21 protein-coding genes are annotated in these 19,094 nt (G+C 59.9%); 6 read left to right on the top strand and 15 right to left on the bottom strand.

Annotated elements, in window-relative coordinates:
- From rplB to rpsL, 9 genes are all read right to left on the bottom strand, one after another.
- On the bottom strand, window positions 1-840 hold the full coding sequence (rplB, locus tag DFR46_RS07535; RefSeq protein ID WP_116235887.1) for a 50S ribosomal protein L2: 840 nt from the start codon (window positions 838-840) through the stop codon (window positions 1-3).
- 2 nt (window positions 841-842) lie between these two features.
- Entirely contained in the window at window positions 843-1,157 is a 315-nt protein-coding gene (locus tag DFR46_RS07540; protein ID WP_116235888.1) for a 50S ribosomal protein L23, read from the bottom strand.
- Entirely contained in the window at window positions 1,150-1,776 is a 627-nt protein-coding gene (gene rplD / locus DFR46_RS07545; RefSeq protein WP_116235889.1) for a 50S ribosomal protein L4, read from the bottom strand. Before rplD ends, DFR46_RS07540 begins: the two co-directional genes overlap by 8 nt.
- A 3-nt stretch (window positions 1,777-1,779) precedes the next feature.
- Window positions 1,780-2,631, bottom strand: coding sequence for a 50S ribosomal protein L3 (rplC, locus tag DFR46_RS07550; RefSeq protein ID WP_116235890.1), 852 nt, complete (start codon window positions 2,629-2,631; stop codon window positions 1,780-1,782).
- 189 nt (window positions 2,632-2,820) lie between these two features.
- Window positions 2,821-3,132 (bottom strand): 30S ribosomal protein S10, encoded by a 312-nt coding sequence (gene rpsJ, locus DFR46_RS07555; RefSeq protein WP_116235891.1) that lies wholly within the window; start codon window positions 3,130-3,132, stop codon window positions 2,821-2,823.
- Between the two features lie 119 nt (window positions 3,133-3,251).
- Window positions 3,252-4,442 carry an elongation factor Tu gene (gene tuf, locus DFR46_RS07560; RefSeq protein WP_116235892.1) on the bottom strand — a complete coding sequence of 397 codons (1,191 nt, stop codon included), beginning with the start codon at window positions 4,440-4,442 and terminating at the stop codon, window positions 3,252-3,254.
- Window positions 4,443-4,491: 49 nt separating this feature from the next.
- Window positions 4,492-6,570, bottom strand: a complete 2,079-nt coding sequence (fusA, locus tag DFR46_RS07565) for an elongation factor G (RefSeq protein ID WP_116235893.1) — start codon at window positions 6,568-6,570, stop codon at window positions 4,492-4,494.
- Window positions 6,571-6,637: 67 nt separating this feature from the next.
- Window positions 6,638-7,108, bottom strand: coding sequence for a 30S ribosomal protein S7 (gene rpsG, locus DFR46_RS07570; protein WP_116235894.1), 471 nt, complete (start codon window positions 7,106-7,108; stop codon window positions 6,638-6,640).
- A gap of 24 nt (window positions 7,109-7,132) precedes the next feature.
- Complete coding sequence (gene rpsL, locus DFR46_RS07575; protein WP_116237218.1) at window positions 7,133-7,504, bottom strand: 30S ribosomal protein S12; 372 nt, start codon at window positions 7,502-7,504, stop codon at window positions 7,133-7,135.
- Window positions 7,505-7,809: 305 nt separating this feature from the next.
- On the opposite strand from rpsL, the gene DFR46_RS07580 reads away from it, so the two are divergent.
- The 3 genes from DFR46_RS07580 (at window position 7,810) to DFR46_RS07590 (ending at window position 10,649) form a co-directional block, all read left to right on the top strand.
- A complete protein-coding gene (locus DFR46_RS07580; RefSeq protein WP_116235895.1) occupies window positions 7,810-8,388 on the top strand; it encodes a uracil-DNA glycosylase family protein in 579 nt (192 codons plus the stop codon).
- Window positions 8,389-8,485: 97 nt separating this feature from the next.
- Window positions 8,486-9,760: a serine hydrolase domain-containing protein gene (locus tag DFR46_RS07585; protein WP_116235896.1), complete on the top strand. Its 1,275-nt coding sequence runs from the start codon at window positions 8,486-8,488 to the stop codon at window positions 9,758-9,760.
- Between the two features lie 25 nt (window positions 9,761-9,785).
- Complete coding sequence (locus DFR46_RS07590; protein ID WP_162843420.1) at window positions 9,786-10,649, top strand: alpha/beta hydrolase; 864 nt, start codon at window positions 9,786-9,788, stop codon at window positions 10,647-10,649.
- Window positions 10,650-10,658: 9 nt separating this feature from the next.
- Here the strand turns inward: DFR46_RS07590 and DFR46_RS07595 are convergent, their stop codons facing one another.
- Together DFR46_RS07595 and DFR46_RS07600 are read right to left on the bottom strand one after the other, a co-directional pair.
- Entirely contained in the window at window positions 10,659-11,387 is a 729-nt protein-coding gene (locus DFR46_RS07595) for a sulfotransferase-like domain-containing protein (RefSeq protein ID WP_116235898.1), read from the bottom strand.
- Window positions 11,384-12,307, bottom strand: coding sequence for an aminotransferase class IV (locus tag DFR46_RS07600; RefSeq protein ID WP_116235899.1), 924 nt, complete (start codon window positions 12,305-12,307; stop codon window positions 11,384-11,386). The genes DFR46_RS07595 and DFR46_RS07600 overlap by 4 nt, the downstream gene beginning before the upstream one ends.
- A 324-nt stretch (window positions 12,308-12,631) precedes the next feature.
- Here DFR46_RS07600 and DFR46_RS07605 point away from each other — a divergent pair, with 324 nt between their 5' ends.
- Complete coding sequence (locus DFR46_RS07605) at window positions 12,632-13,660, top strand: M23 family metallopeptidase (RefSeq protein ID WP_116235900.1); 1,029 nt, start codon at window positions 12,632-12,634, stop codon at window positions 13,658-13,660.
- A complete protein-coding gene (locus DFR46_RS07610; RefSeq protein WP_245953739.1) occupies window positions 13,635-14,066 on the top strand; it encodes a bactofilin family protein in 432 nt (143 codons plus the stop codon). Before DFR46_RS07605 ends, DFR46_RS07610 begins: the two co-directional genes overlap by 26 nt.
- 36 nt (window positions 14,067-14,102) lie before the next feature.
- On the opposite strand, the gene lpdA is transcribed toward DFR46_RS07610, so the two are convergent.
- From lpdA to DFR46_RS07625, 3 genes are read right to left on the bottom strand one after another with little or no spacing between them, the layout of a single operon-like run.
- Window positions 14,103-15,503, bottom strand: coding sequence for a dihydrolipoyl dehydrogenase (lpdA, locus tag DFR46_RS07615; RefSeq protein ID WP_116235902.1), 1,401 nt, complete (start codon window positions 15,501-15,503; stop codon window positions 14,103-14,105).
- The gene (locus DFR46_RS07620; protein WP_116235903.1) at window positions 15,503-16,762 is read right to left on the bottom strand and encodes a pyruvate dehydrogenase complex dihydrolipoamide acetyltransferase; all 1,260 of its coding nucleotides are present in this window, start codon (window positions 16,760-16,762) and stop codon (window positions 15,503-15,505) included. Before DFR46_RS07620 ends, lpdA begins: the two co-directional genes overlap by 1 nt.
- Window positions 16,763-16,791: 29 nt before the next feature.
- Window positions 16,792-17,310, bottom strand: a complete 519-nt coding sequence (locus DFR46_RS07625) for a hypothetical protein (protein ID WP_147297640.1) — start codon at window positions 17,308-17,310, stop codon at window positions 16,792-16,794.
- Between the two features lie 38 nt (window positions 17,311-17,348).
- On the opposite strand from DFR46_RS07625, the gene DFR46_RS07630 reads away from it, so the two are divergent.
- Window positions 17,349-17,804, top strand: coding sequence for a universal stress protein (locus DFR46_RS07630; RefSeq protein ID WP_116235905.1), 456 nt, complete (start codon window positions 17,349-17,351; stop codon window positions 17,802-17,804).
- Between the two features lie 111 nt (window positions 17,805-17,915).
- Here DFR46_RS07630 and DFR46_RS14800 read toward each other — a convergent pair whose 3' ends face one another.
- The gene (locus tag DFR46_RS14800) at window positions 17,916-19,070 is read right to left on the bottom strand and encodes an RcnB family protein (protein ID WP_162843421.1); all 1,155 of its coding nucleotides are present in this window, start codon (window positions 19,068-19,070) and stop codon (window positions 17,916-17,918) included.
- Window positions 19,071-19,094 lie beyond the last annotated feature (24 nt).

Below are 19,094 nucleotides of genomic sequence, written 5' to 3' on the forward strand. Positions count from 1 at the left end.
CTACCTCTTCTTCTTCTTGTGCCGCGAACGGATGATCATCTTGTTCGAGGCAGCCTTGGGATTACGGGTACGGGCGCCCTTGGCGGACTTGCCCGTTGGCGAAACCGGATGACGACCACCGGATGTCTTGCCCTCACCACCACCATGCGGGTGATCAACGGGGTTCTTGGCCACACCGCGAGTCAGCGGTTTGATGCCGCGCCAGCGATTGCGGCCTGCCTTGGCGAAATAGGTGTTGCTGTTGTCCGGATTGGAAACAGCACCAACCGTGCCCATGCAATCCGCAGGAACGAAGCGCTGCTCACCCGATTTGAGGCGAACCATCACCATGCCGCGATCGCGGCCCACCAGCTGAACATAGGTGCCGGCGGCACGGGCGATCTGCCCGCCCTTGCCCGGGCGCATTTCGATATTGTGGCAGATTGTGCCGACCGGCATCTGCCCCAGAAGCATGGCATTGCCAGGCTTGGTATCGGTTTTTTCGCCAGCGATCACAGTGTTGCCAACATCGAGCCGCTGCGGCGCGATGATGTAGGACAGTTCGCCATCGGCATATTTCAGCAGCGCGATGAATGCGGACCGGTTGGGATCATATTCGATCCGCTCGACCGTGGCTTCCACATCCCATTTCCGGCGCTTGAAATCGACCTTGCGATATTTCTGCTTGTGACCGCCGCCGATGCCCCGCGCGGTGACATGGCCCATATTGTTGCGGCCGCCGGTCTTGCGCTTGCCTTCGACGAGCGACTTGACCGGTCCGCCCTTCCAGAGGCCGGACTTGTCGACGATGACGAGATGGCGCCGGCCAGGGCTCGTCGGTTTGGCTGATTTAAGTGCCATGACTAGATCCCCGTCGTAACGTCAATGGAATCACCATCAGCAAGCGTGATAACCGCTTTCTTGATGTCGTTCCGTTTGTAGGGACGACCCTTCCAGAGCTTCTTCTTGCCCTTCTGGATCAGCGTGTTCACGCCGGTCACCCGAACATCGAACAGTGCTTCAACAGCCGCCTTGATGGCGGGCTTGGTCGCATCCTTGCTGACCCGGAAAACAACCGCGTTGTTTTCACTCAGCAAAGTGGATTTTTCCGTGATGTGCGGACCCTTGATCACGTCATAATGCTCAAGCGCAACCGCTTCGGTTTTCTTTTTAGCCATTGAAGCGCGCCTCCAGCTGCTCAACCGCTGCGCGGGTCAGGACCAGCGTATCATGGTTGAGGATGTCATAGACGTTGGCACCCATCGCCGGCATCACATCGACGCCGATGATATTGGCCGATGCCTTGCGGAAGTTATCGTTCACGGCCTCGCCGTCGATAACCAGCGCAGACTTGCCCAGGCCAAGCTTGTCGAAATGACCCTTGAGCGCCTTGGTCTTCATTTCCTTGAGATCGATATTCTCCACGACGATCAGGCTTTCGGCCTTAACTTTCGAAGAGAGCGCCATTTTCAGGCCGAGCGCACGAACCTTCTTGTTCAGCGACGGATCGAAATCACGCTTGCGCGCGCCATGAGCCTTGCCGCCACCGATGAAGATCGGAGCACGGCGATCGCCATGACGAGCGGTACCACCGCCCTTTTGCTTGCCGTATTTCTTGCCGGTGCGGTTTACATCCGACCGTTCCCGGGTCGGACGCGCCGTCGCACGGCGCTTCTCGAGCTGCCACGTCACAACGCGGTGCATGATATCGGCGCGCGGATCGAGGCCGAAAATATCGTCTTTCAGATCGATATCGCCCTTGGCCTTTGCGTCGAGGGTTTTAACCTTGAGTTTCATGGCTTAGCCCTCCTTCTTCGCGTCATCGCCGGAATTTTCATCCGACTTGGAGGCTTCTTCGGCAGGCGCTGCAGCTGCAGCCGCTTCGATTTCAGCATCGGTTGGGCCGGTTGCAGCTTCGTGCACCGCGGCATCTTCGATCATGCCGGCCGGCGCATCCTCGGTTGCCGTTTCATCGGCATTGCGGCGAAGGCCGCCCGGGATCGGCGCGTCGGCATGAAGGGGAACCTTCATGGCATCGTTGATGATGAGCCACGCGCCCTTGTGACCGGGAACCGAACCCTTGATGAAGATAAGGCCGCGATTGGCGTCCGTGCGCACGACTTCCAGATTCTGCTGGGTGCGCTGGCGATCGCCCATATGGCCGGCCATCTTCTTGTTCTTGAACACCTTGCCGGGATCCTGGCGCTGCCCCGTCGAACCGTGCGAACGGTGCGAGATCGAAACACCGTGCGTTGCGCGCAGGCCGCCAAAGCCGTGCCGCTTCATGGCACCGGCAAAACCCTTGCCCTGCGTCTGCCCGGTAACGTCGACGATCTGGCCGGCGACGAAATGGTCTGCCGTCAGCGTCGCACCGACGGGAAGCAGCGCTTCTTCGTCGACCCGGAACTCGGCAACCCGCAATTTGGGCTCAACTTCATTTTTCGCGAAATGGCCACGGACCGGCTTCGAAACATTTTTCGCCTTGGCCGTACCGGCACCCAGCTGCACGGCGGTATATCCGTCGCGCTCTGCTTCGCGGACCGACACCACCTGGCAATTGTCCAGCTGCAGGACGGTAACTGGCACATGCCGACCGTCCGCCTGGAACAGGCGGGTCATCCCCATCTTCTTCGCGATAACGCCACTGCGCATCACAGCAATTCTCCTCAACAGAGGCCCACGACATGATTGCCGCGGGCATGATCAACCCAAATTTCCATGCATCGCCCCGTCCGGGCTGAGCGCCTCGCGAAAACCGCGAAGCAGACGGGGGACGCAGACCACAGCATCGCTGCGCGGTATCCCAATATTTGCCACCCTCAACTCCGGGCGGCGCTCTGGCTAGGCCAGCTTAATCTCAACATCGACACCAGCGGCCAGATCGAGCTTCATCAACGCATCGACCGTCTGCGGCGTCGGCTGCACGATATCGAGCAGCCTTTTATACGTGCGAACCTCGAACTGCTCGCGCGACTTTTTGTCGACATGCGGGCCACGGTTCACCGTGAATTTTTCAATTCGCGTAGGCATCGGAATGGGTCCGCGAATAAGTGCACCAGTACGGCGAGCCGTATCGGCAATGTCGCCAGTTGCCTGATCGAGCACACGATGATCGAATGCCTTCAGACGAATACGAATATTCTGCGTTTCCATGTCCAACTACCGATGCGAAAGAGCCAAAACCCGGCCGGAACCGGGCTCTAAAACCAATTAAAACAAAAGCAAGCCGCCCGACTCCATAAAGGAATCGGGCGGGCTATGCACATCCTATACTATGCAGAGATGTCGCCGACAACCCCTGCACCGACCGTGCGGCCACCTTCGCGAATAGCGAAGCGCAGACCCTGGTCCATGGCGATCGGCGCGATCAGTTTCACGCCGAGCTTAACATTGTCGCCGGGCATGACCATCTCGGTGCCTTCGGGCAGCGTGATCTCACCGGTGACGTCCGTCGTGCGGAAATAGAACTGCGGACGATAGTTGGCAAAGAATGGCGTGTGACGGCCACCTTCGTCTTTCGACAGCACATAAACTTCAGCCGAAAATTCGGTGTGCGGCGTGATCGAACCGGGCTTGGCGAGAACCTGACCACGCTCAACACCTTCACGCTCAACACCGCGAAGCAGCGCACCGATATTGTCGCCGGCACGGCCTTCGTCGAGGAGTTTGCGGAACATTTCAACGCCGGTAACCGTGGTTTTCGACGTATCCTTGATACCGACGATTTCAACTTCGTCGCCGGTGTTGACGATGCCGGTTTCTACACGGCCGGTAACAACCGTACCGCGACCCGAAATCGAGAACACGTCCTCGATCGGCATCAGGAACGGCTTGTCCAGCGGACGCTCCGGCTGCGGGATGTAATCGTCGACAGCTTTCATCAGCTCGAGGATCGAGTTCTTGCCGATCTCGTCGTCGCGACCTTCAAGAGCGGCGAGAGCCGAACCCTTAACGATCGGAATATCGTCGCCCGGGAAATCGTAGCTCGAAAGCAGCTCGCGGATTTCCATTTCTACGAGCTCGAGAAGCTCTTCGTCGTCGACCTGGTCAACCTTGTTCATGTAAACGACCATCGCCGGCACACCGACCTGCTTGGCAAGCAGGATGTGCTCGCGGGTCTGCGGCATGGGGCCGTCAGCTGCGTTCACAACGAGAATCGCACCGTCCATCTGGGCGGCACCGGTGATCATGTTTTTCACATAGTCGGCGTGACCCGGGCAATCGACATGCGCGTAGTGACGTGCTTCGGTTTCATATTCGACATGCGCTGTCGAAATGGTGATGCCGCGCTCACGCTCTTCAGGAGCCTTATCGATATTGGAGAAATCGACAGCTTCGCCGCCGCTGGATTCCGCGAGAACTTTGGTAATTGCAGCTGTCAGCGTTGTCTTGCCATGGTCAACATGGCCGATCGTGCCGATATTGCAGTGCGGTTTGGTCCGCTCGAACTTTGCCTTGCCCATAATTAATTCCTTGTCTTTCTTACGTCTTCAAAAATCTAGCTGCCAACCTTTATGCAAGCTTGGCCTTCACTTCATCAGCAACCTGCTGCGGCACTTCCTCATAGTGAGAGAACTGCATCGTATACTGGGCACGCCCCTGACTGAACGAGCGCAGCTCATTAACGTAGCCGAACATATTAGCAAGAGGTACTATCGCATCCACCGTCTGCGCATTGCCCCGGCTATCGGTTCCCTGAACCTGGCCGCGACGGCTGTTCAAGTCGCCGATTACATCGCCCAGATAGTCTTCCGGGGTCACAACCTCAACCTTCATAACAGGCTCAAGCAGCTTGATACCGGCCTTCTGCGCCACTTCGCGCATTGCGGCACGGCCGCAAATCTCAAATGCAAGCGCAGAAGAGTCGACGTCATGATATTTACCGTCGAGCAGCTGAATCGCGAAATCGATGATCGGGAAGCCGATGAGCGAACCGGTTTCGGCCGTTTCACGCATACCTTTCTCGACCGAAGGTATATATTCCTTCGGAACGTTACCGCCCTTGACCGAATCTTCGAATTCAATGCCCGAACCGCGCTCGCCCGGCTGAACTGCAATCTTGACTTCGGCGAACTGACCCGAACCACCCGATTGCTTCTTATGGGTGTAGGTAAGCTCAACCGGCTTGGCCAGGCTCTCGCGATAGGCAACCTGCGGCGCACCGACATTGGCGTCCACCTTGAATTCACGCTTCATGCGATCAACGAGAATCTCGAGATGGAGCTCGCCCATCCCCTTGATGATCGTTTGGCCGCTTTCATAGTCGCTGGTCACGCGGAAAGACGGATCTTCCTGAGCGAGGCGATTGAGTGCGATGCCCATTTTTTCCTGGTCGGCCTTGGTCTTCGGCTCAACGGCAACCTCGATAACGGGATCGGGAAAGTCCATACGCTCCAGAATAACCGGCGCGCTTGACGAAGACAGCGTATCGCCCGTCGTCACATCCTTCAGGCCGGCGATGGCGACAATGTCTCCCGCATAGGCGACATCGATATCCTCACGGTCATTGGCATGCATAAGCAGCATGCGACCGATTTTCTCTTTCGAATCCTTGACCGAGTTCAGAACCTGGTCGGACCGCGAAAGCTGGCCGGAATAGATGCGACAGAAGGTCAGCGTACCGACAAAGGGGTCGGTCATGATCTTGAAAGCCAGCGCGGAGAACGGGGCGCTGTCATCGGCAGCACGCGTTTCTTCCGATTCCTCGTCGCCAGGCTTGATGCCCTTGATGGCGGGAACGTCGACCGGGCTCGGCAGATAGTCGACCACAGCATCGAGCAAAGGCTGGACACCCTTGTTCTTGAAGGCCGAGCCGCACAGTACCGGAACGAACTTCTGGTCCAGCGTACCCTTGCGGATGAGCTTTTTCAGCGTGGCCATATCCGGCTCATTGCCTTCCAGATAGGCGGTCATGACATCGTCGTCCTGCTCAACGGCAAGCTCGAGCATCGTTTCGCGCGCGGCGGCGGCAGCGTCGACCATGTCGGCGGGAATGTCCGTGATTTCGAATTCCGCGCCCAGCGATTCGTCCTTCCAGACGATCGCGTTGTTGGCGACCAGATCGACAACACCTTTAAGGTCGGATTCGAGACCGATCGGCAAAGTCAGCACCAGCGGCGTCGCGCCGAGGCGATCGACGATCATCTCGACGCACATGTCGAAATTCGCACCCGTGCGGTCGAGCTTGTTGATGAAGCACATCCGCGGCACCTGATACCGGTCGGCCTGACGCCACACGGTCTCGGACTGAGGCTCGACACCGGCAACGCCGTCGAACACGGCAACCGCGCCATCGAGGACGCGAAGCGCGCGCTCGACTTCGATCGTGAAGTCGACATGGCCCGGGGTATCGATGATATTGATCCGGTGATCTTTCCAGAACGTCGTTGTTGCAGCAGAGGTAATGGTAATACCACGCTCCTGCTCCTGCTCCATCCAGTCCATCGTCGCCGCGCCATCATGGACCTCGCCGATCTTGTAGGACTTACCGGTATAATAGAGGATGCGTTCGGTCGTCGTCGTCTTACCGGCATCGATGTGCGCCATGATGCCGATATTACGATACATTTCGATCGAAGTGTCGCGGGCCATTTCAAATTGCTCCAGTGATCGGCCAGCAGGGCCGAATTCAGTTCAGTGTCTGTGCTACCGGCGCCGGTTACCAGCGATAGTGCGAGAAGGCGCGGTTGGCTTCAGCCATTTTGTGCGTGTCTTCACGCTTCTTGACCGCATTGCCGCGATTGTTGGACGCATCCATCAGCTCACCGGAAAGGCGTGCCGCCATCGTATTCTCGCCACGGCTGCGCGCGGCGCCGATGAGCCAGCGAATGGCCAGCGCCTGAGCGCGCTCCGGGCGAACCTCAACCGGCACCTGATAGGTAGCACCGCCAACGCGGCGGCTGCGCACTTCAACACCGGGCTTGATGTTGTTCAATGCGTCATGAAACACCTGAACCGGATCGGCCTTGGATTTCGCTTCGACCTGGTCGAGCGCGCCATAGACGATACCTTCAGCGACGGATTTCTTGCCGTCGTACATCAGGTTGTTCATGAATTTCGAAAGCACCTGATCTCCAAATTTGGGATCGGGCAGAATTTCCCGTTTCTCGGGACGGCGACGACGTGACATATCGTTAAACCTCTTCGATCAATCTTATTTGGGACGCTTGGCGCCGTATTTCGAACGGCTCTGCCGGCGGTCTTTCACACCCTGCGTATCGAGAACACCGCGCAGCACATGATAGCGGACGCCGGGAAGGTCGCGTACACGACCACCACGGATCAGCACCACAGAGTGCTCCTGCAGGTTATGCCCTTCGCCCGGGATATAGCTGATGACTTCGCGCTGGTTGGTCAGGCGGACCTTGGCAACCTTACGCAGAGCCGAGTTCGGCTTTTTCGGGGTCGTCGTATAAACGCGCGTGCAAACGCCCCGCTTCTGCGGGTTCGCCTCCATCGCGGGCACTTTCGATTTCGCCTTTTGCGGCGTGCGACCCTTGCGGATCAGCTGATTGATCGTTGGCATGAAGCCCTTCACCTTTGTCAGTTACTCTGTCACGGGCACGCCGCATGTTTCCGAGTCCGGTATCCGGAAGCCGGAAACGCACAAAGGCCTTCCGGCAACCGCTAACGGCTCCGCAAGGCCCCATACACGCCAATGGCAATGTTCAAGCTCATTGTCCCATGTCGAATCGTCTCCGGGTTAAACCCTACTACCGATCCTCGGGACGGGCGGCGATATAGCCCCGGTCCGGCAGACGGTCAATGGCGCAAGCGCAACAATATGTCGCAGGTGCACAGTGCATCGAGATTGCGTAGAGAGTTTGATTGATGAAGCTGAACGTCCATCTCTCTTCCGTACGCAACTGCCGGCTGTGCGCGGGAACCATTCCCGATCCAATCCGGCCTGTTTTGCAGGCGGGTGCAAATGCCCGCGTCCTCGTCGCCGGGCAGGCGCCGGGCAGAAAGGTTCAGGCAAGCGGTATCCCGTTCGACGATGCCAGCGGAGATCGGCTGCGGGAGTGGATGGGCGTGAACCCGGAAACATTTTACGATCCCGAGCGGATTGCCATTCTGCCCATGGCGTTCTGCTATCCGGGAACGGGCAAGTCCGGCGACCTTCCTCCGCCGCCCATCTGCGCCACGACATGGCGGAAAAACCTGCTTGAAGGACTGAAGAATATCCGCCTGACGCTGGTGATCGGGCAATATGCGATGGGCTGGCATCTCGATACGCCGCACCGGACACTGACGGAGACCGTGAGGCACTGGCGCGATTTTGGCGAGGCTGAGATACCGCTGCCCCATCCCAGCCCGCGCAACAATATCTGGCTTTCGAAAAATCCTTGGTTCGCAGCCGAACTGCTCCCCGTACTGCGCCGGAAAATTGCCGGGGCGCTACGCGATTGACGGTGCAATAAGCACTGTTCTCTCATGCGATATTCTGCCATCACCGCGCTGCAAACTCCTGTAGTTCCATGACCATCAACGGCGCTCCTCCCTGTCCATGAACCGCCTCGCCCTTCCTATAACTCTGGCAATTGTCGCGCTCGGCACGCTGCTCATGGCGGATATTATCGGCGGGCCCTTTCCAACCCACGCCGTATCCAATGCCTTGTCCGTCACGCTCGCTCCGCCGGAAGAGGCCACGCCGGAACCGGGCGGCGATATTATCGAACTCAACGGCCGGTCCGGGCTGATCGATTACAACGAGATCGAACGCCGAATAGACGCCCTGATGGAAGAAGGTACGATGGTCGGGCTTTCGGTTGCGATCATGGAAAATGGCCAGATCACATTTGCACGCGGCTATGGCGAAACCTTGTATGGCAGCGGCGAGGAGGTGACAGTCGACACTGTTTTCCGCTGGGCATCGCTCTCAAAAGGCATCGCATCGACAATGATAGCGCTGCTGGCAGAAGACGGTGCCCTCGATCTCGACGCACCGGTTTCCAGGTTTGCGCCCTCGCTGCGGCTGCCGGCATCCGGCCAGATGCGCATCACCATTGCCGATCTCTTGTCTCACCGGCTGGGCATTGAACGCAACGCGCTCGACAACCGACTCGAAGCCGGCGAGGATCCACTGATCCTGCGCACGGCGCTTGGCAGCCGTCCTGAGGTCTGCACACCGGGCACCTGCCATCGGTATCAGAATATCGGCTTCGATGCGGCGAGCGAGATAATCGAGGGCATTACCGGGCAAAGCTATGAAATTGCCGTGCAACGCCGCCTGCTGCAGCCGCTCGGCATGCGGACTGCCAGCGTATCACGCCGCGGTCTGTTCGAGAGTCAGAGCTGGGCCCGCAGCCATCGCGGCGAAGGCATAGAGGTGCCGGTCGTGGAGCCTTATTACCGGATACCGGCCGCCGGCGGTATGAACGGATCGATCCGCGACCTTGCCCGGTGGATGCAGGCACAGGTTAATGGCGCGCCCGATATTGTTCCCCCCTCGATACTCGCCACAACCCATCGCCCGGTTGTCCGTACGGAACGCGAAGACCGGCGCAACCGGCGCTACGCGGAGAGGATATCCAATACCCATTATGCGCTGGGTTGGCGCGTCTATGACTATGCCGGCCATACCGTCATCTCCCACCGCGGAGCCGTGCGCGGGTATCGGGCGATGATCATGTTCGATCCTGCGTTACGGACCGGCGTGGTCGTGCTCTCGAATTCCGGCAATGGCCGGCCATTCGGCATTCCGATGGATGTATTCGATCAGCTATACGGTCTGCCCGACGCCAACTGGATCGATCCTGAAGCGGCGGACAGTTCCCGTTAAGATCGGGACAGCTAGGCGACCGGATATGCCGCGCGCCCAATTCATGCTCCTGTTCCTGGTCAGCATTGCGATGCTGGTCGCGCAATCGGGCTGTGCACATTTTGCACGTGAGCAGCTCTATGCGCCACCGGTCGGCCCCATCGCCATGCCGGAATGGGATGGAGCGGCACCGCAGCGCGTTTCCGTCACGACGGAGGATGGGCTCGGTCTTGCAGGCCTCTATTGGCCTGCGACCAATGGCAATCAGGACATTATACTGGTCCTGCACGGCAGGCGCGACAATGCGGGACGGATGGCCGGATATGTCCAGCGGATCGCAGCCAGTGGACGCGGTGTCCTTGTCGCCTCCTATCGAGGCTTCAATGACAATCCGGGCTCGCCGACCGAGGCTGGCCTGGTTGCAGACGCCCGGGCCTTTTTCCGGTTCGCGCGCGAACAGGCGGGAAGCAATGCCGACGTATATGTCTTTGGCCATTCGCTTGGCGGCGCGGTGGCGATCCAGCTTGCCGCGCGAGAAGAGCTGGCGGGAGTCATAACATTGGCCACCTTCAGCGATCTTGATGAAGCGGCCCCCTATTTCAGCGAAATTTTTATTCCGGACAGCTGGGCGAGCATCGCCACGCTGGGCCGCGTCACAGAACCGATCCTTTTTATCCATGGAGCGGACGACGATTATGTGGAGCCTGCCCATTCACGGCGTCTCTATGCGACAAGCTGTTCGCTCGCCGCCCTCGCCATCATCGCTGGGGTCCGGCATCGACCGAATATCCGGTTGGTCGAACCGCTGCTCGTCGGCTGGATCGATGCGCTTGAAAACAGTCAGGGACGCGAAATTTCTATCGAGGGCACGGCCAGCTGGGAGAGCAAGGACGCATGCGCGACGCGCTGACCGCGCCATCTACAGTATCAGGCGGTGCGCCCTCAGCGCTTCATAATGAGGGCGGCAACGATCGGCGAGCGCGCGATATTGGTCGGATATCTCGACCTTTCCGCGATCATCGCCTTCGAACCCCGTGCTCTGTTCGACCCTCCCATACCAATGCGGTGCCCATACGCCGTCCGTGTCCCGTGGTCCCTCTTCCCATTCGAGCATCGCCGGGTCCCAGGGAATGTCGAGCGCATCGCACAGTTTTTCCAGCATTAGTCCAGGTGCATCGAGGATATCCGCACCTTCGACAACGGGCGGCGCATGGCCCAGCCGATCCGCCTCCATCCGGAAATAGAGGTGCAGCCGTTCCAGCCCCATATCCTCGAAGGAAACGGCCTCCATCTTCTTCGCATAGCTGGCGATCATCCGCTCCGGATCGCGGATCAGGAATGCGTGCCGATGCGCAGTCAGGTCCTGTATTCCGACCGCCCCGACCATTTCAGAGGGCATATGCTTCTGATACCAGATAGCTTCACCACTAGCAGGATTGCCGTTCATCGCGCGGGCCACGGATCGCCAGTCGCAATCCATATCGGCAATGATCGCGTCGGCCATCGGATGTTTGAACCCCGTGGCCTTCAAATAGGCCCCGTAAAATGGCTCGTCCGAAACCGTGCAGTCGGGCCGGCTGCCAAAGCTGCGCATCATTGCGGTCGAGATATTGCGCGGTCCCGACCACATTGCGATCCGGACGGTCACGGGCGCGACCGCGCAGCGGTGTCGGCAGCAAGGCGCGCGCCATACAACTCCTGCAATCGTTTCACCATGGGCCCCCTGCCTTCCGTCATCCTGCGTCCGTCAACCTCGGTAACGGGAACGACTCCAGCGAAAGTACCAGTCACAAAAGCCTCATCCGCTCCATAAACGTCGGTCAGCGAAAAATTCCTCTCGAACACCGGAATTCCGGCTTCGCGGCACAGGTTGACAACCGTGCTGCGGGTAATCCCTCCGAGGCAATAATCGCCGCTCGACGTCCACACTTCCCCCTTACGTACAATAAAGAAATGCGTAGAGTTGCAGGTCGCCACAAAACCTTGGGGATCGAGCATCAGCGCTTCATCGGCACCCGCTTTGGTCGCCTGGATACAGGCCGTGATACAATTGAGTTTGGAATGCGAATTGAGCTTGGGATCCTGCACCGCGGGGTCGCCGCGCCTTACATGAACGGTAAACAGCCGGATGCCGTTTTCGACCGTCGCCGGCAGAGGCTCCTTATATTCGGGTACGATGACTATGGTTGCCGGGGACACCACGACGCGCGGGTCCTGATATGGGGTCGAGCGAATACCGCGCGTCACCATCAGGCGGATATGCACGCCTTCGGAATCGCCATTGGCATCGATTGTTTCGTAGAGTCTCCGTTCAAGTGCTTCCCGGTCGATCCCGATATCCATGTCGATCGCCTTGGCGCCTTCGAACAGCCGGTCCATATGCTGGTCGAGAAAGGCAATCCGGCCCTGATGAACGCGTAGCCCCTCCCAAATGCCGTCGCCCAGCATGAAACCGGAATCGAACACCGATACCATTGCTTCGGCACGTGGCAGGATATCTCCATTGATATTGATCAGGATCGCCGCATTGCGCGGGTCCTCGCGATAGTCGTGTGTTCCCTTGCCCATCGTTGCGCTATAGGCGGCGGCAGCCCGCCATTCCAAGCAAAAACGAGCCCCAAAAACACGCACCGGGCGTTTGTTCCGTCGACTCGACCCGAGTCGCCAACGATTCATCGCGGCTGGGTTCGATAGATTCGCTGTTTCAGCATTTTGTTGCTAGCGGGACTTCACAAATTTCAATTCACAGGGTTGCACGTGTCTAGAAATCTAAAGGAAGGCCCGAGCCTATGGTCTCGGTTCAAGGGCCTTTTTCCTGACCATGAGCTGCATATCCGCTCCGGCGGTAAGCTGCGCTTTTTCAGGATTTCCAGTAAGTTACAGATCAGGGTCGTGTCGATCGCGGCTTTGGGAGCCTTCACCTGGCTGGCCGTGACATTGGTCATGGTCGGGCTTCAGGTAAAGGGTGCGAGCGACCGAATCGCACTTGACCAACGCGAACAGCACGTCATCCAAACCGAAGCGCGCGTCGCCGAGTATCGCGGCTCGGTTGAAGATCAGGTTGCGCGCGTCGAGCAGCGCCAGGCAGTTCTCGACGCGCTTGTCCGGCGGCATTTCGGCAATCTTGATATCGAAGACGGCGATGCGGCTGCGACCGAAGACGGCGCGGACGCCGACGAAACCGGCGCCGCCATTCCCGAAGCGGCCGCCCTGCAGGCACTCGAACAACATCAGGTCGCTTTTGCCCGTGCATTGCGCGGTGCGGTTGAAGCCCGCACGCGGCAGACGGCAGAGGCCATTCGCGGATTCGGCTTCGACCCACGCGCGATGAGCCGTCAGGCCCAGGGCGGCCCGCTGCAGCCGGTGCACACGGCGATAACCGAAAATGGCGCCATAGACAGCGAGATCGCCGATCTCGAGATTGCCCTGAACCGCCTGGCCGTGATGGAGCTTTCGCTGCGCGCAATTCCCTCTGCCCAGCCGACCGCCTATGGCTCGATGAGCAGCCCTTTTGGCCTGCGCCGCGACCCGTTCACGCGGGGCCGCGCAATGCATAACGGGATCGATTTCCGCGGCACCACCGGCCAGGGTATATTGGCTACCGGCCCGGGCCGCGTGAGTTTTGCGGGTTGGAAAGGCGGCTATGGTCGCTGCATCGAAATCGATCATGGCGCCGGCGTGGTAACGCGTTATGCGCATCTTTCGGGTATCGACGTCGAAGTCGGTCAGGAAGTCAGCCGGGGGAACAGGATCGGCAGAATGGGCAGCTCAGGCCGTTCCACTGCCACTCATCTGCACTATGAAGTGCGAATCAACGGCCGGGCGGTAAATCCCCGGCCCCTATTGGAGGCAGACCGCGATGTTCTCGAGATCCAATCCGTCGCCGAAAGAAGAAATGGCGATCCCGTCGAGCGCGGATAACCGGTCGACCTTTTCGGTCATCGGCTCGGACGTCACCGTCACGGGCGATATAGACGCTTCTGTCGACCTGCATGTCGATGGCCGGATCGAGGGCGATATCCGCTGCGCGACGCTGGTCCAGGCGAATAACAGCACGGTCAAGGGCAATGTCAGTGCCGAACAGGCCCGCATCGCCGGACGCGTAGAAGGCTCCATCACCGCCAAGGAGCTGATCGTCGAAGCATCGGCCAAGGTGATCGGCGATGTCACCTATGAAAAGCTGAGCATCGAAACAGGCGGCCATGTCGAAGGCAGCTTCCGGTATAAAAGCGCTGGTACACTCCAGAAGGACGACCCCAAGGATGCGTCGCTGAAGCTGGTCGACGAAGCGCCCGCCACCAAGCCGACCCAGACTTCGGCGCTTTAGCTTTCGGCAGAGACGCGCCTCTGCCAGACATACAACCTACATATGAATGACGCGGCCATAGGCGTCGAGTACGCTTTCGTGCATCATCTCGCTCAGCGTTGGATGCGGGAAGACGGTTTCCATCAGCTCCGCCTCGGTCGTCTCGAGCTGGCGCGCAACGGCATAGCCCTGGATCAGCTCCGTCACTTCCGCGCCGATCATATGCGCGCCCAATAGCTCACCCGTTTTTTCATCGAACACGGTTTTAACGAAGCCCTCCGCCTCGCCCAGCGCAATCGCCTTGCCATTGCCGATAAAAGGGAAGTTGCCGACTTTGACCTTGTGCCCGGCCTCTTTCGCCTGCGCTTCGGTTAGCCCGACAGACGCGACCTGCGGCCGCGAATAGGTGCAACCCGGGATATTGCCCGTCTCGAAGGCGTGCGGGTTTTCGCCCGCCAGCTTCTCGACGGCAACGACGCCTTCATGGCTCGCCTTGTGTGCAAGCCAGGGCGGGCCCGTCACGTCGCCGATGGCGAGAATGCCCTCGACATTGGTCCGGCCGAAGCCGTCCACCTCGATATGGCCGTTCTTGCCGGTCTTCACGCCCAGCGCGTCGATGCCCGTGTCCTCGGTGTTCGGGACGATGCCGATGGCGACGATGGCGTGGCTGAATTCGCTTTCCGCGACCTTGCCCTTGGCGTCCTTGATCGCGGCTTTGACCGATTTCGCACCGGCCTCCAGCTTTTCGACGCCCGCGCCGGTCATGATGGTCATGCCCTGCTTTTTGAGCGCCTTCAGCATATGCTTCGAAACATCCTCGTCCTCGACCGGCAGGATGCGCGGCAGCATTTCGACGATCGTCACCTCGGCGCCCATATCCGAATAGAAGCTGGCGAATTCGACGCCGATCGCGCCCGAGCCGATGACCAATAATTTCGACGGTACCTCTTCGGGCACCATGGCGTGGCGATAGGTCCAGATGCGCTTGCCGTCCGCCTTGGCGAACGGCAGATCGCGGGCCCGCGCGCCGGTCGCGATCATGATGGATTTCGCGGAAAGCTCGATCGTCTTGCCGTCCTCGGTTTTGACGGTCAGCTTCCCCTTGGCCGTGATCGTGCCGAAGCCTTCATGCACATCGACCTTGTTCTTCTTCATCAACCCGGTGACGCCCTGGTTGAGCTGCCCTGCCACCTTGCGCGAGCGCTCGACGACCTTGGCGAGATCGAAGCCCGTCTTCTCCGCCTTCAGCCCATAGGCCTCGGCATGGGTCATATAATGATAGATTTCGGACGTGCGGAGCAACGCCTTGGTCGGGATGCACCCCCAGTTGAGACAGATCCCGCCCAGCTTCTCCCGCTCGACGATCGCCACCTTCATGCCCAACTGCGAAGCCCGGATCGCCGCGACATAGCCGCCGGGGCCGGAACCGAGGATTATGAGATCGTATTGGTTAGTCATTATGCGAGCATCCCCAACGGATTTTCCACGAGCTGCTTGAACGCCTGCATAAGCTGGGCGCCGTCCGCGCCGTCGATGGCGCGATGGTCGAAGCTGCCGGTGGCGCTCATCACGGTTGCGATTTGCAAGGACTCATTGACCACATAGGGCCGTTTCTCGCCCGCGCCGATCGCCATGATCATGCCCTGGGGCGGATTGATGACAGCGTCGAACTGTTTGATGCCGAACATGCCCATATTGGAAATGCTCGCCGTGCCGCCCTGATATTCGTGCGGCTGGAGCTTGCCCTCCTTCGCGCGGCCGGCGAGCTCCTTCACCTCGGCCGAGATGGCGGACAGCGATTTCTCGTTCGCGCCCGTCACGATCGGCGTGATCAGGCCGCCCGGGATGCTGACCGCCACGGCGATATCGGCGCGGTGATAGCTGATCAGCTGGTCGCCCGCGAAGGATACATTGCATTTCGGCACCTGCATCAGCGAGGCGGCGAGCGCCTTGATCAAAAGGTCGTTGACCGAGAGTTTTATGTCGCGCGGTTCGAGCGACGCGTTGAGCTGTTTGCGCAGATCGAGCAGCGCATCGAGCTGGATATCGACGGTGAGATAGATATGCGGAACGGTCTGCTTCGCCTCGGTCAGGCGGCGCGCGATCGTCTTGCGCATATTGGAGAGTTTTTCCGTCTCATGCGGGATATCGCCGGCATCGACGGGCGCGGATGCGGGCGCTGCCGCAGCCCCGCCTTCGAGCGCGGCCTCGATATCGGCCTTGACGATCCGGCCCCTTGGCCCGCTCCCTGAAAGCTGCGCCAGATCGAGGCCGTTCTGTTCGGCAAGACGGCGGGCCAGCGGGCTCGCCGCGATGCGATCGCCGTCGCCGGATGGCGCGGCGGGCGCGGGAGCCGGCGCCGCCACTTTCGCAGGAGCCGCCGGAGCGGACGCTGGCTCAGCGGCGGGTGCCTCTTCCTTCTTCTTCGCCGGGGCTTCCGATTTCGCCGGAGCTTCGATGCTCGCCGCATCCTCGCCTTCCTCGGCAATGATCGCGATAACCGTGCCGACCTGCACTTCGTCCGTGCCTTCAGGAATCAGGATCTTCGCCAGCACGCCTTCATCGACCGCTTCGAATTCCATCGTCGCCTTGTCGGTCTCAATCTCAGCCATGATATCGCCCGAGCTGATCTCATCGCCTTCCTTGACCAGCCATTTGGCCAGTGTCCCTTCTTCCATGGTCGGCGAGAGGGCAGGCATTTTGAGTTCAATCGGCATGGTTTGTCCCTGACTTCATAGGTCGGTATCTATTTGAGCAATCCATGCCGCGCCGCCCAGCGCGCGTAAAGAGCCAAGAGGATCTGGATCGCTATCAAAATGAGGGAGAAAACGACGCCGAACGTGCCATAGGCTGTGATTCCGTCGGCGAACGGCAGGTCATAGCCAAGAAAGCCTATCGCCATCATCACGGCGGTGGCCCAGAAGGCGCGCTCGGCCATCACACGGCGGAGCAACAGCAGAGCGGCCGCAATCACACCGAGAAACACGCTGGTCGTCCAGAGCAGGCGCCGCCATTCGGGAAATGCCTCGATCATCGACAGCATCTGCGGCGGGAACTGGGCAAGATAATCCTGATTGAGGGTCAGCGTCATGTAGAGGTCGTAAAGGCCCGTCAGACTCCACAGCAACGCGAGCACACTGACGATCCAGAAAATTCCGTTGCGCATGGAGCGCGCCCTCCCAAGATATTTTCGGCGGTTACCGTAGCGGCGAAACGCGGCCAGGAACAGCCTGAACGATGCCCGCCCGCTTGCCAGCCCGATCATATTCCCCCAATCTTCCTATCGATAGGGGGAGGGTCGCGATGCGGACCTATTTGGTAGTGATCGACGAAACACCGGAAGCGCGCGCGGCACTGCACTATGCGGCCGTGCGGGCCATCCGGCTTGGCCGGACCGTAGAGATCGTCGCATTGATCCCGCCACAGGAATTCGTGAACTGGGCAGCCGTCGAGGCGACCTTCGAGGAAGAGGCGCAATTGCGCGCGGAAGCCGCTGTTGCCCAGGCGGCCGGCGAACTGGTCGAGGCGACGGGTGTGCACCCCAAGATTGTCGTGAAACGAGGGGACCCGGTGAAGATGGTGCGTGAGGCCATTGACGAGAGCGAGAATATCGCCGGTATCATGCTGGGGGCCGCCGCGGAGGGACCACCCGGCCCGCTCGTTGCCCATTTTGCCGGTAGTGTCGCCGGCCAGCTGCCCTGCCCGGTCATCATCGTGCCCGGCGCGTTGAGCTTCGAGGAACTGGAGCGGCTCGGCTAGGCAAGCCGCGCCTGCGCCTTCATCCAGGCCGCGCAATTGAAAAAGGGCGGCAGGATCGCTCCCACCGCCCTTCCTTGCCCCTTGCTCCCCCCCGGGAGCAGAGAAGCTGGCCTACCGGCAATTGCAACTGCGTGCCTGCCTGGCCGGCCGGGCCGCACGGCGCGCCCTGCGACGCGGTGCGACATATTCGACTTCCTCTTCGATGAAGGTTGTCGTTGTGGTGGTTGTCGCCGGAGCGGAGTTCAGAACGATGGTCGTCGTGGCGCTCTGGGACACGCCGTTGGAATGATTGACCGCATAGGTGCCCGGGCCGCTCACGCCAATATGCGTCTGAACAGGCGGCACCTGCTGGACGGGCGGATACTCGATATAGCGTTCTTCCGTCCGGTAGCCGCGATCATAATCGGTGCCATATTCCATCTGCGGAGCGGCCGGCGGGTAATAATCGCCGCGACCGACATATTCCGGAACGGGACCGCGATAATAATGTCGCCGCTCTTCGGAATAGCGGGAGTCCGCATGGTGACGATCATGGCGGTCGCCACGATAGCGCCCCTCACGGTAACGCCGGTCATAACGGTCGGAACGTCCGGCTTCGCTGCCGATCACACCGCCCGCTATGGCGCCAACGGCGCCGCCGATAATCGTACCTTCCGTACGATTGCCACGGCCGGCAATCCGGTTTCCGGCAATCCCACCGACAATGCCGCCAATGACAGCGCCTGCCGCCGCATCGCCCGAACTACCGCGGCGCCGGTCATCATAATAGCGTCGGTCGTCATAGTAGCGACGATCGTCGTAGGTGCGACCATCGTCACCATAATAACCGCCACCCCCATCATAGCGCACGCCATAGCGTTGGTCGGCAATTTGACCCCGCCCGTCGACCAGATAGGCATCGTCATAATAGCGTACCCAGCGATAACCGCTGCGGGGCTGGACCAGACCGTATCTCGGATAGTTCACCACATAATAGCGGGGCGCGAGAAAATAGCTGGGCAGGAACCCGCCGGCAAAGAAGCGCGTACCGCGGTTGAAGCGACCGCCTCCGCGCCAAACGCGCGTCCTGCCATAACTGCCGCCGCGCGTACCATGACGACCACGCATGCCATGACCGCCACGATTGCCTCTCATGCCGCGCATAGCCTGGGTCGCAAGGGCAACGCCCGCAGCGGATGAACTTGCTCCGGAGTCGGTCTGTGCCTGCGCCGTCACCGGAATCATCGTCATGGACGCCATAAGGCCCAGAAAAGCTAAGCTACGCATAATATGCCCTTCCATAGAATTAAT

The sequence above is a fragment of the Parasphingopyxis lamellibrachiae genome (assembly GCF_003385775.1).
Taxonomy (GTDB): domain Bacteria; phylum Pseudomonadota; class Alphaproteobacteria; order Sphingomonadales; family Sphingomonadaceae; genus Parasphingopyxis; species Parasphingopyxis lamellibrachiae.

Excerpts from the sequence above, each read along its gene's own strand:
- fusA (WP_116235893.1), bottom strand. The coding sequence starts at position 6,570 with ATGGCCCGCGACACTTCGATCGAAATGTATCGTAATATCGGCATCATG.
- DFR46_RS07630 (WP_116235905.1), top strand. The coding sequence starts at position 17,349 with ATGCGGACCTATTTGGTAGTGATCGACGAAACACCGGAAGCGCGCGCG.
- rplD (WP_116235889.1), bottom strand. The coding sequence starts at position 1,776 with ATGAAACTCAAGGTTAAAACCCTCGACGCAAAGGCCAAGGGCGATATC.
- rpsJ (WP_116235891.1), bottom strand. The coding sequence starts at position 3,132 with ATGGAAACGCAGAATATTCGTATTCGTCTGAAGGCATTCGATCATCGT.
- DFR46_RS07610 (WP_245953739.1), top strand. The coding sequence starts at position 13,635 with ATGGCGATCCCGTCGAGCGCGGATAACCGGTCGACCTTTTCGGTCATC.
- DFR46_RS07540 (WP_116235888.1), bottom strand. The coding sequence starts at position 1,157 with ATGGCTAAAAAGAAAACCGAAGCGGTTGCGCTTGAGCATTATGACGTG.
- DFR46_RS07620 (WP_116235903.1), bottom strand. The coding sequence starts at position 16,762 with ATGCCGATTGAACTCAAAATGCCTGCCCTCTCGCCGACCATGGAAGAA.
- DFR46_RS07585 (WP_116235896.1), top strand. The coding sequence starts at position 8,486 with ATGAACCGCCTCGCCCTTCCTATAACTCTGGCAATTGTCGCGCTCGGC.
- rpsG (WP_116235894.1), bottom strand. The coding sequence starts at position 7,108 with ATGTCACGTCGTCGCCGTCCCGAGAAACGGGAAATTCTGCCCGATCCC.
- DFR46_RS07625 (WP_147297640.1), bottom strand. The coding sequence starts at position 17,310 with ATGATCGGGCTGGCAAGCGGGCGGGCATCGTTCAGGCTGTTCCTGGCC.
- rpsL (WP_116237218.1), bottom strand. The coding sequence starts at position 7,504 with ATGCCAACGATCAATCAGCTGATCCGCAAGGGTCGCACGCCGCAAAAG.
- rplB (WP_116235887.1), bottom strand. The coding sequence starts at position 840 with ATGGCACTTAAATCAGCCAAACCGACGAGCCCTGGCCGGCGCCATCTC.
- tuf (WP_116235892.1), bottom strand. The coding sequence starts at position 4,442 with ATGGGCAAGGCAAAGTTCGAGCGGACCAAACCGCACTGCAATATCGGC.
- DFR46_RS07600 (WP_116235899.1), bottom strand. The coding sequence starts at position 12,307 with ATGGGCAAGGGAACACACGACTATCGCGAGGACCCGCGCAATGCGGCG.
- lpdA (WP_116235902.1), bottom strand. The coding sequence starts at position 15,503 with ATGACTAACCAATACGATCTCATAATCCTCGGTTCCGGCCCCGGCGGC.
- DFR46_RS14800 (WP_162843421.1), bottom strand. The coding sequence starts at position 19,070 with ATGCGTAGCTTAGCTTTTCTGGGCCTTATGGCGTCCATGACGATGATT.
- DFR46_RS07580 (WP_116235895.1), top strand. The coding sequence starts at position 7,810 with ATGAAGCTGAACGTCCATCTCTCTTCCGTACGCAACTGCCGGCTGTGC.
- rplC (WP_116235890.1), bottom strand. The coding sequence starts at position 2,631 with ATGCGCAGTGGCGTTATCGCGAAGAAGATGGGGATGACCCGCCTGTTC.
- DFR46_RS07590 (WP_162843420.1), top strand. The coding sequence starts at position 9,786 with ATGCCGCGCGCCCAATTCATGCTCCTGTTCCTGGTCAGCATTGCGATG.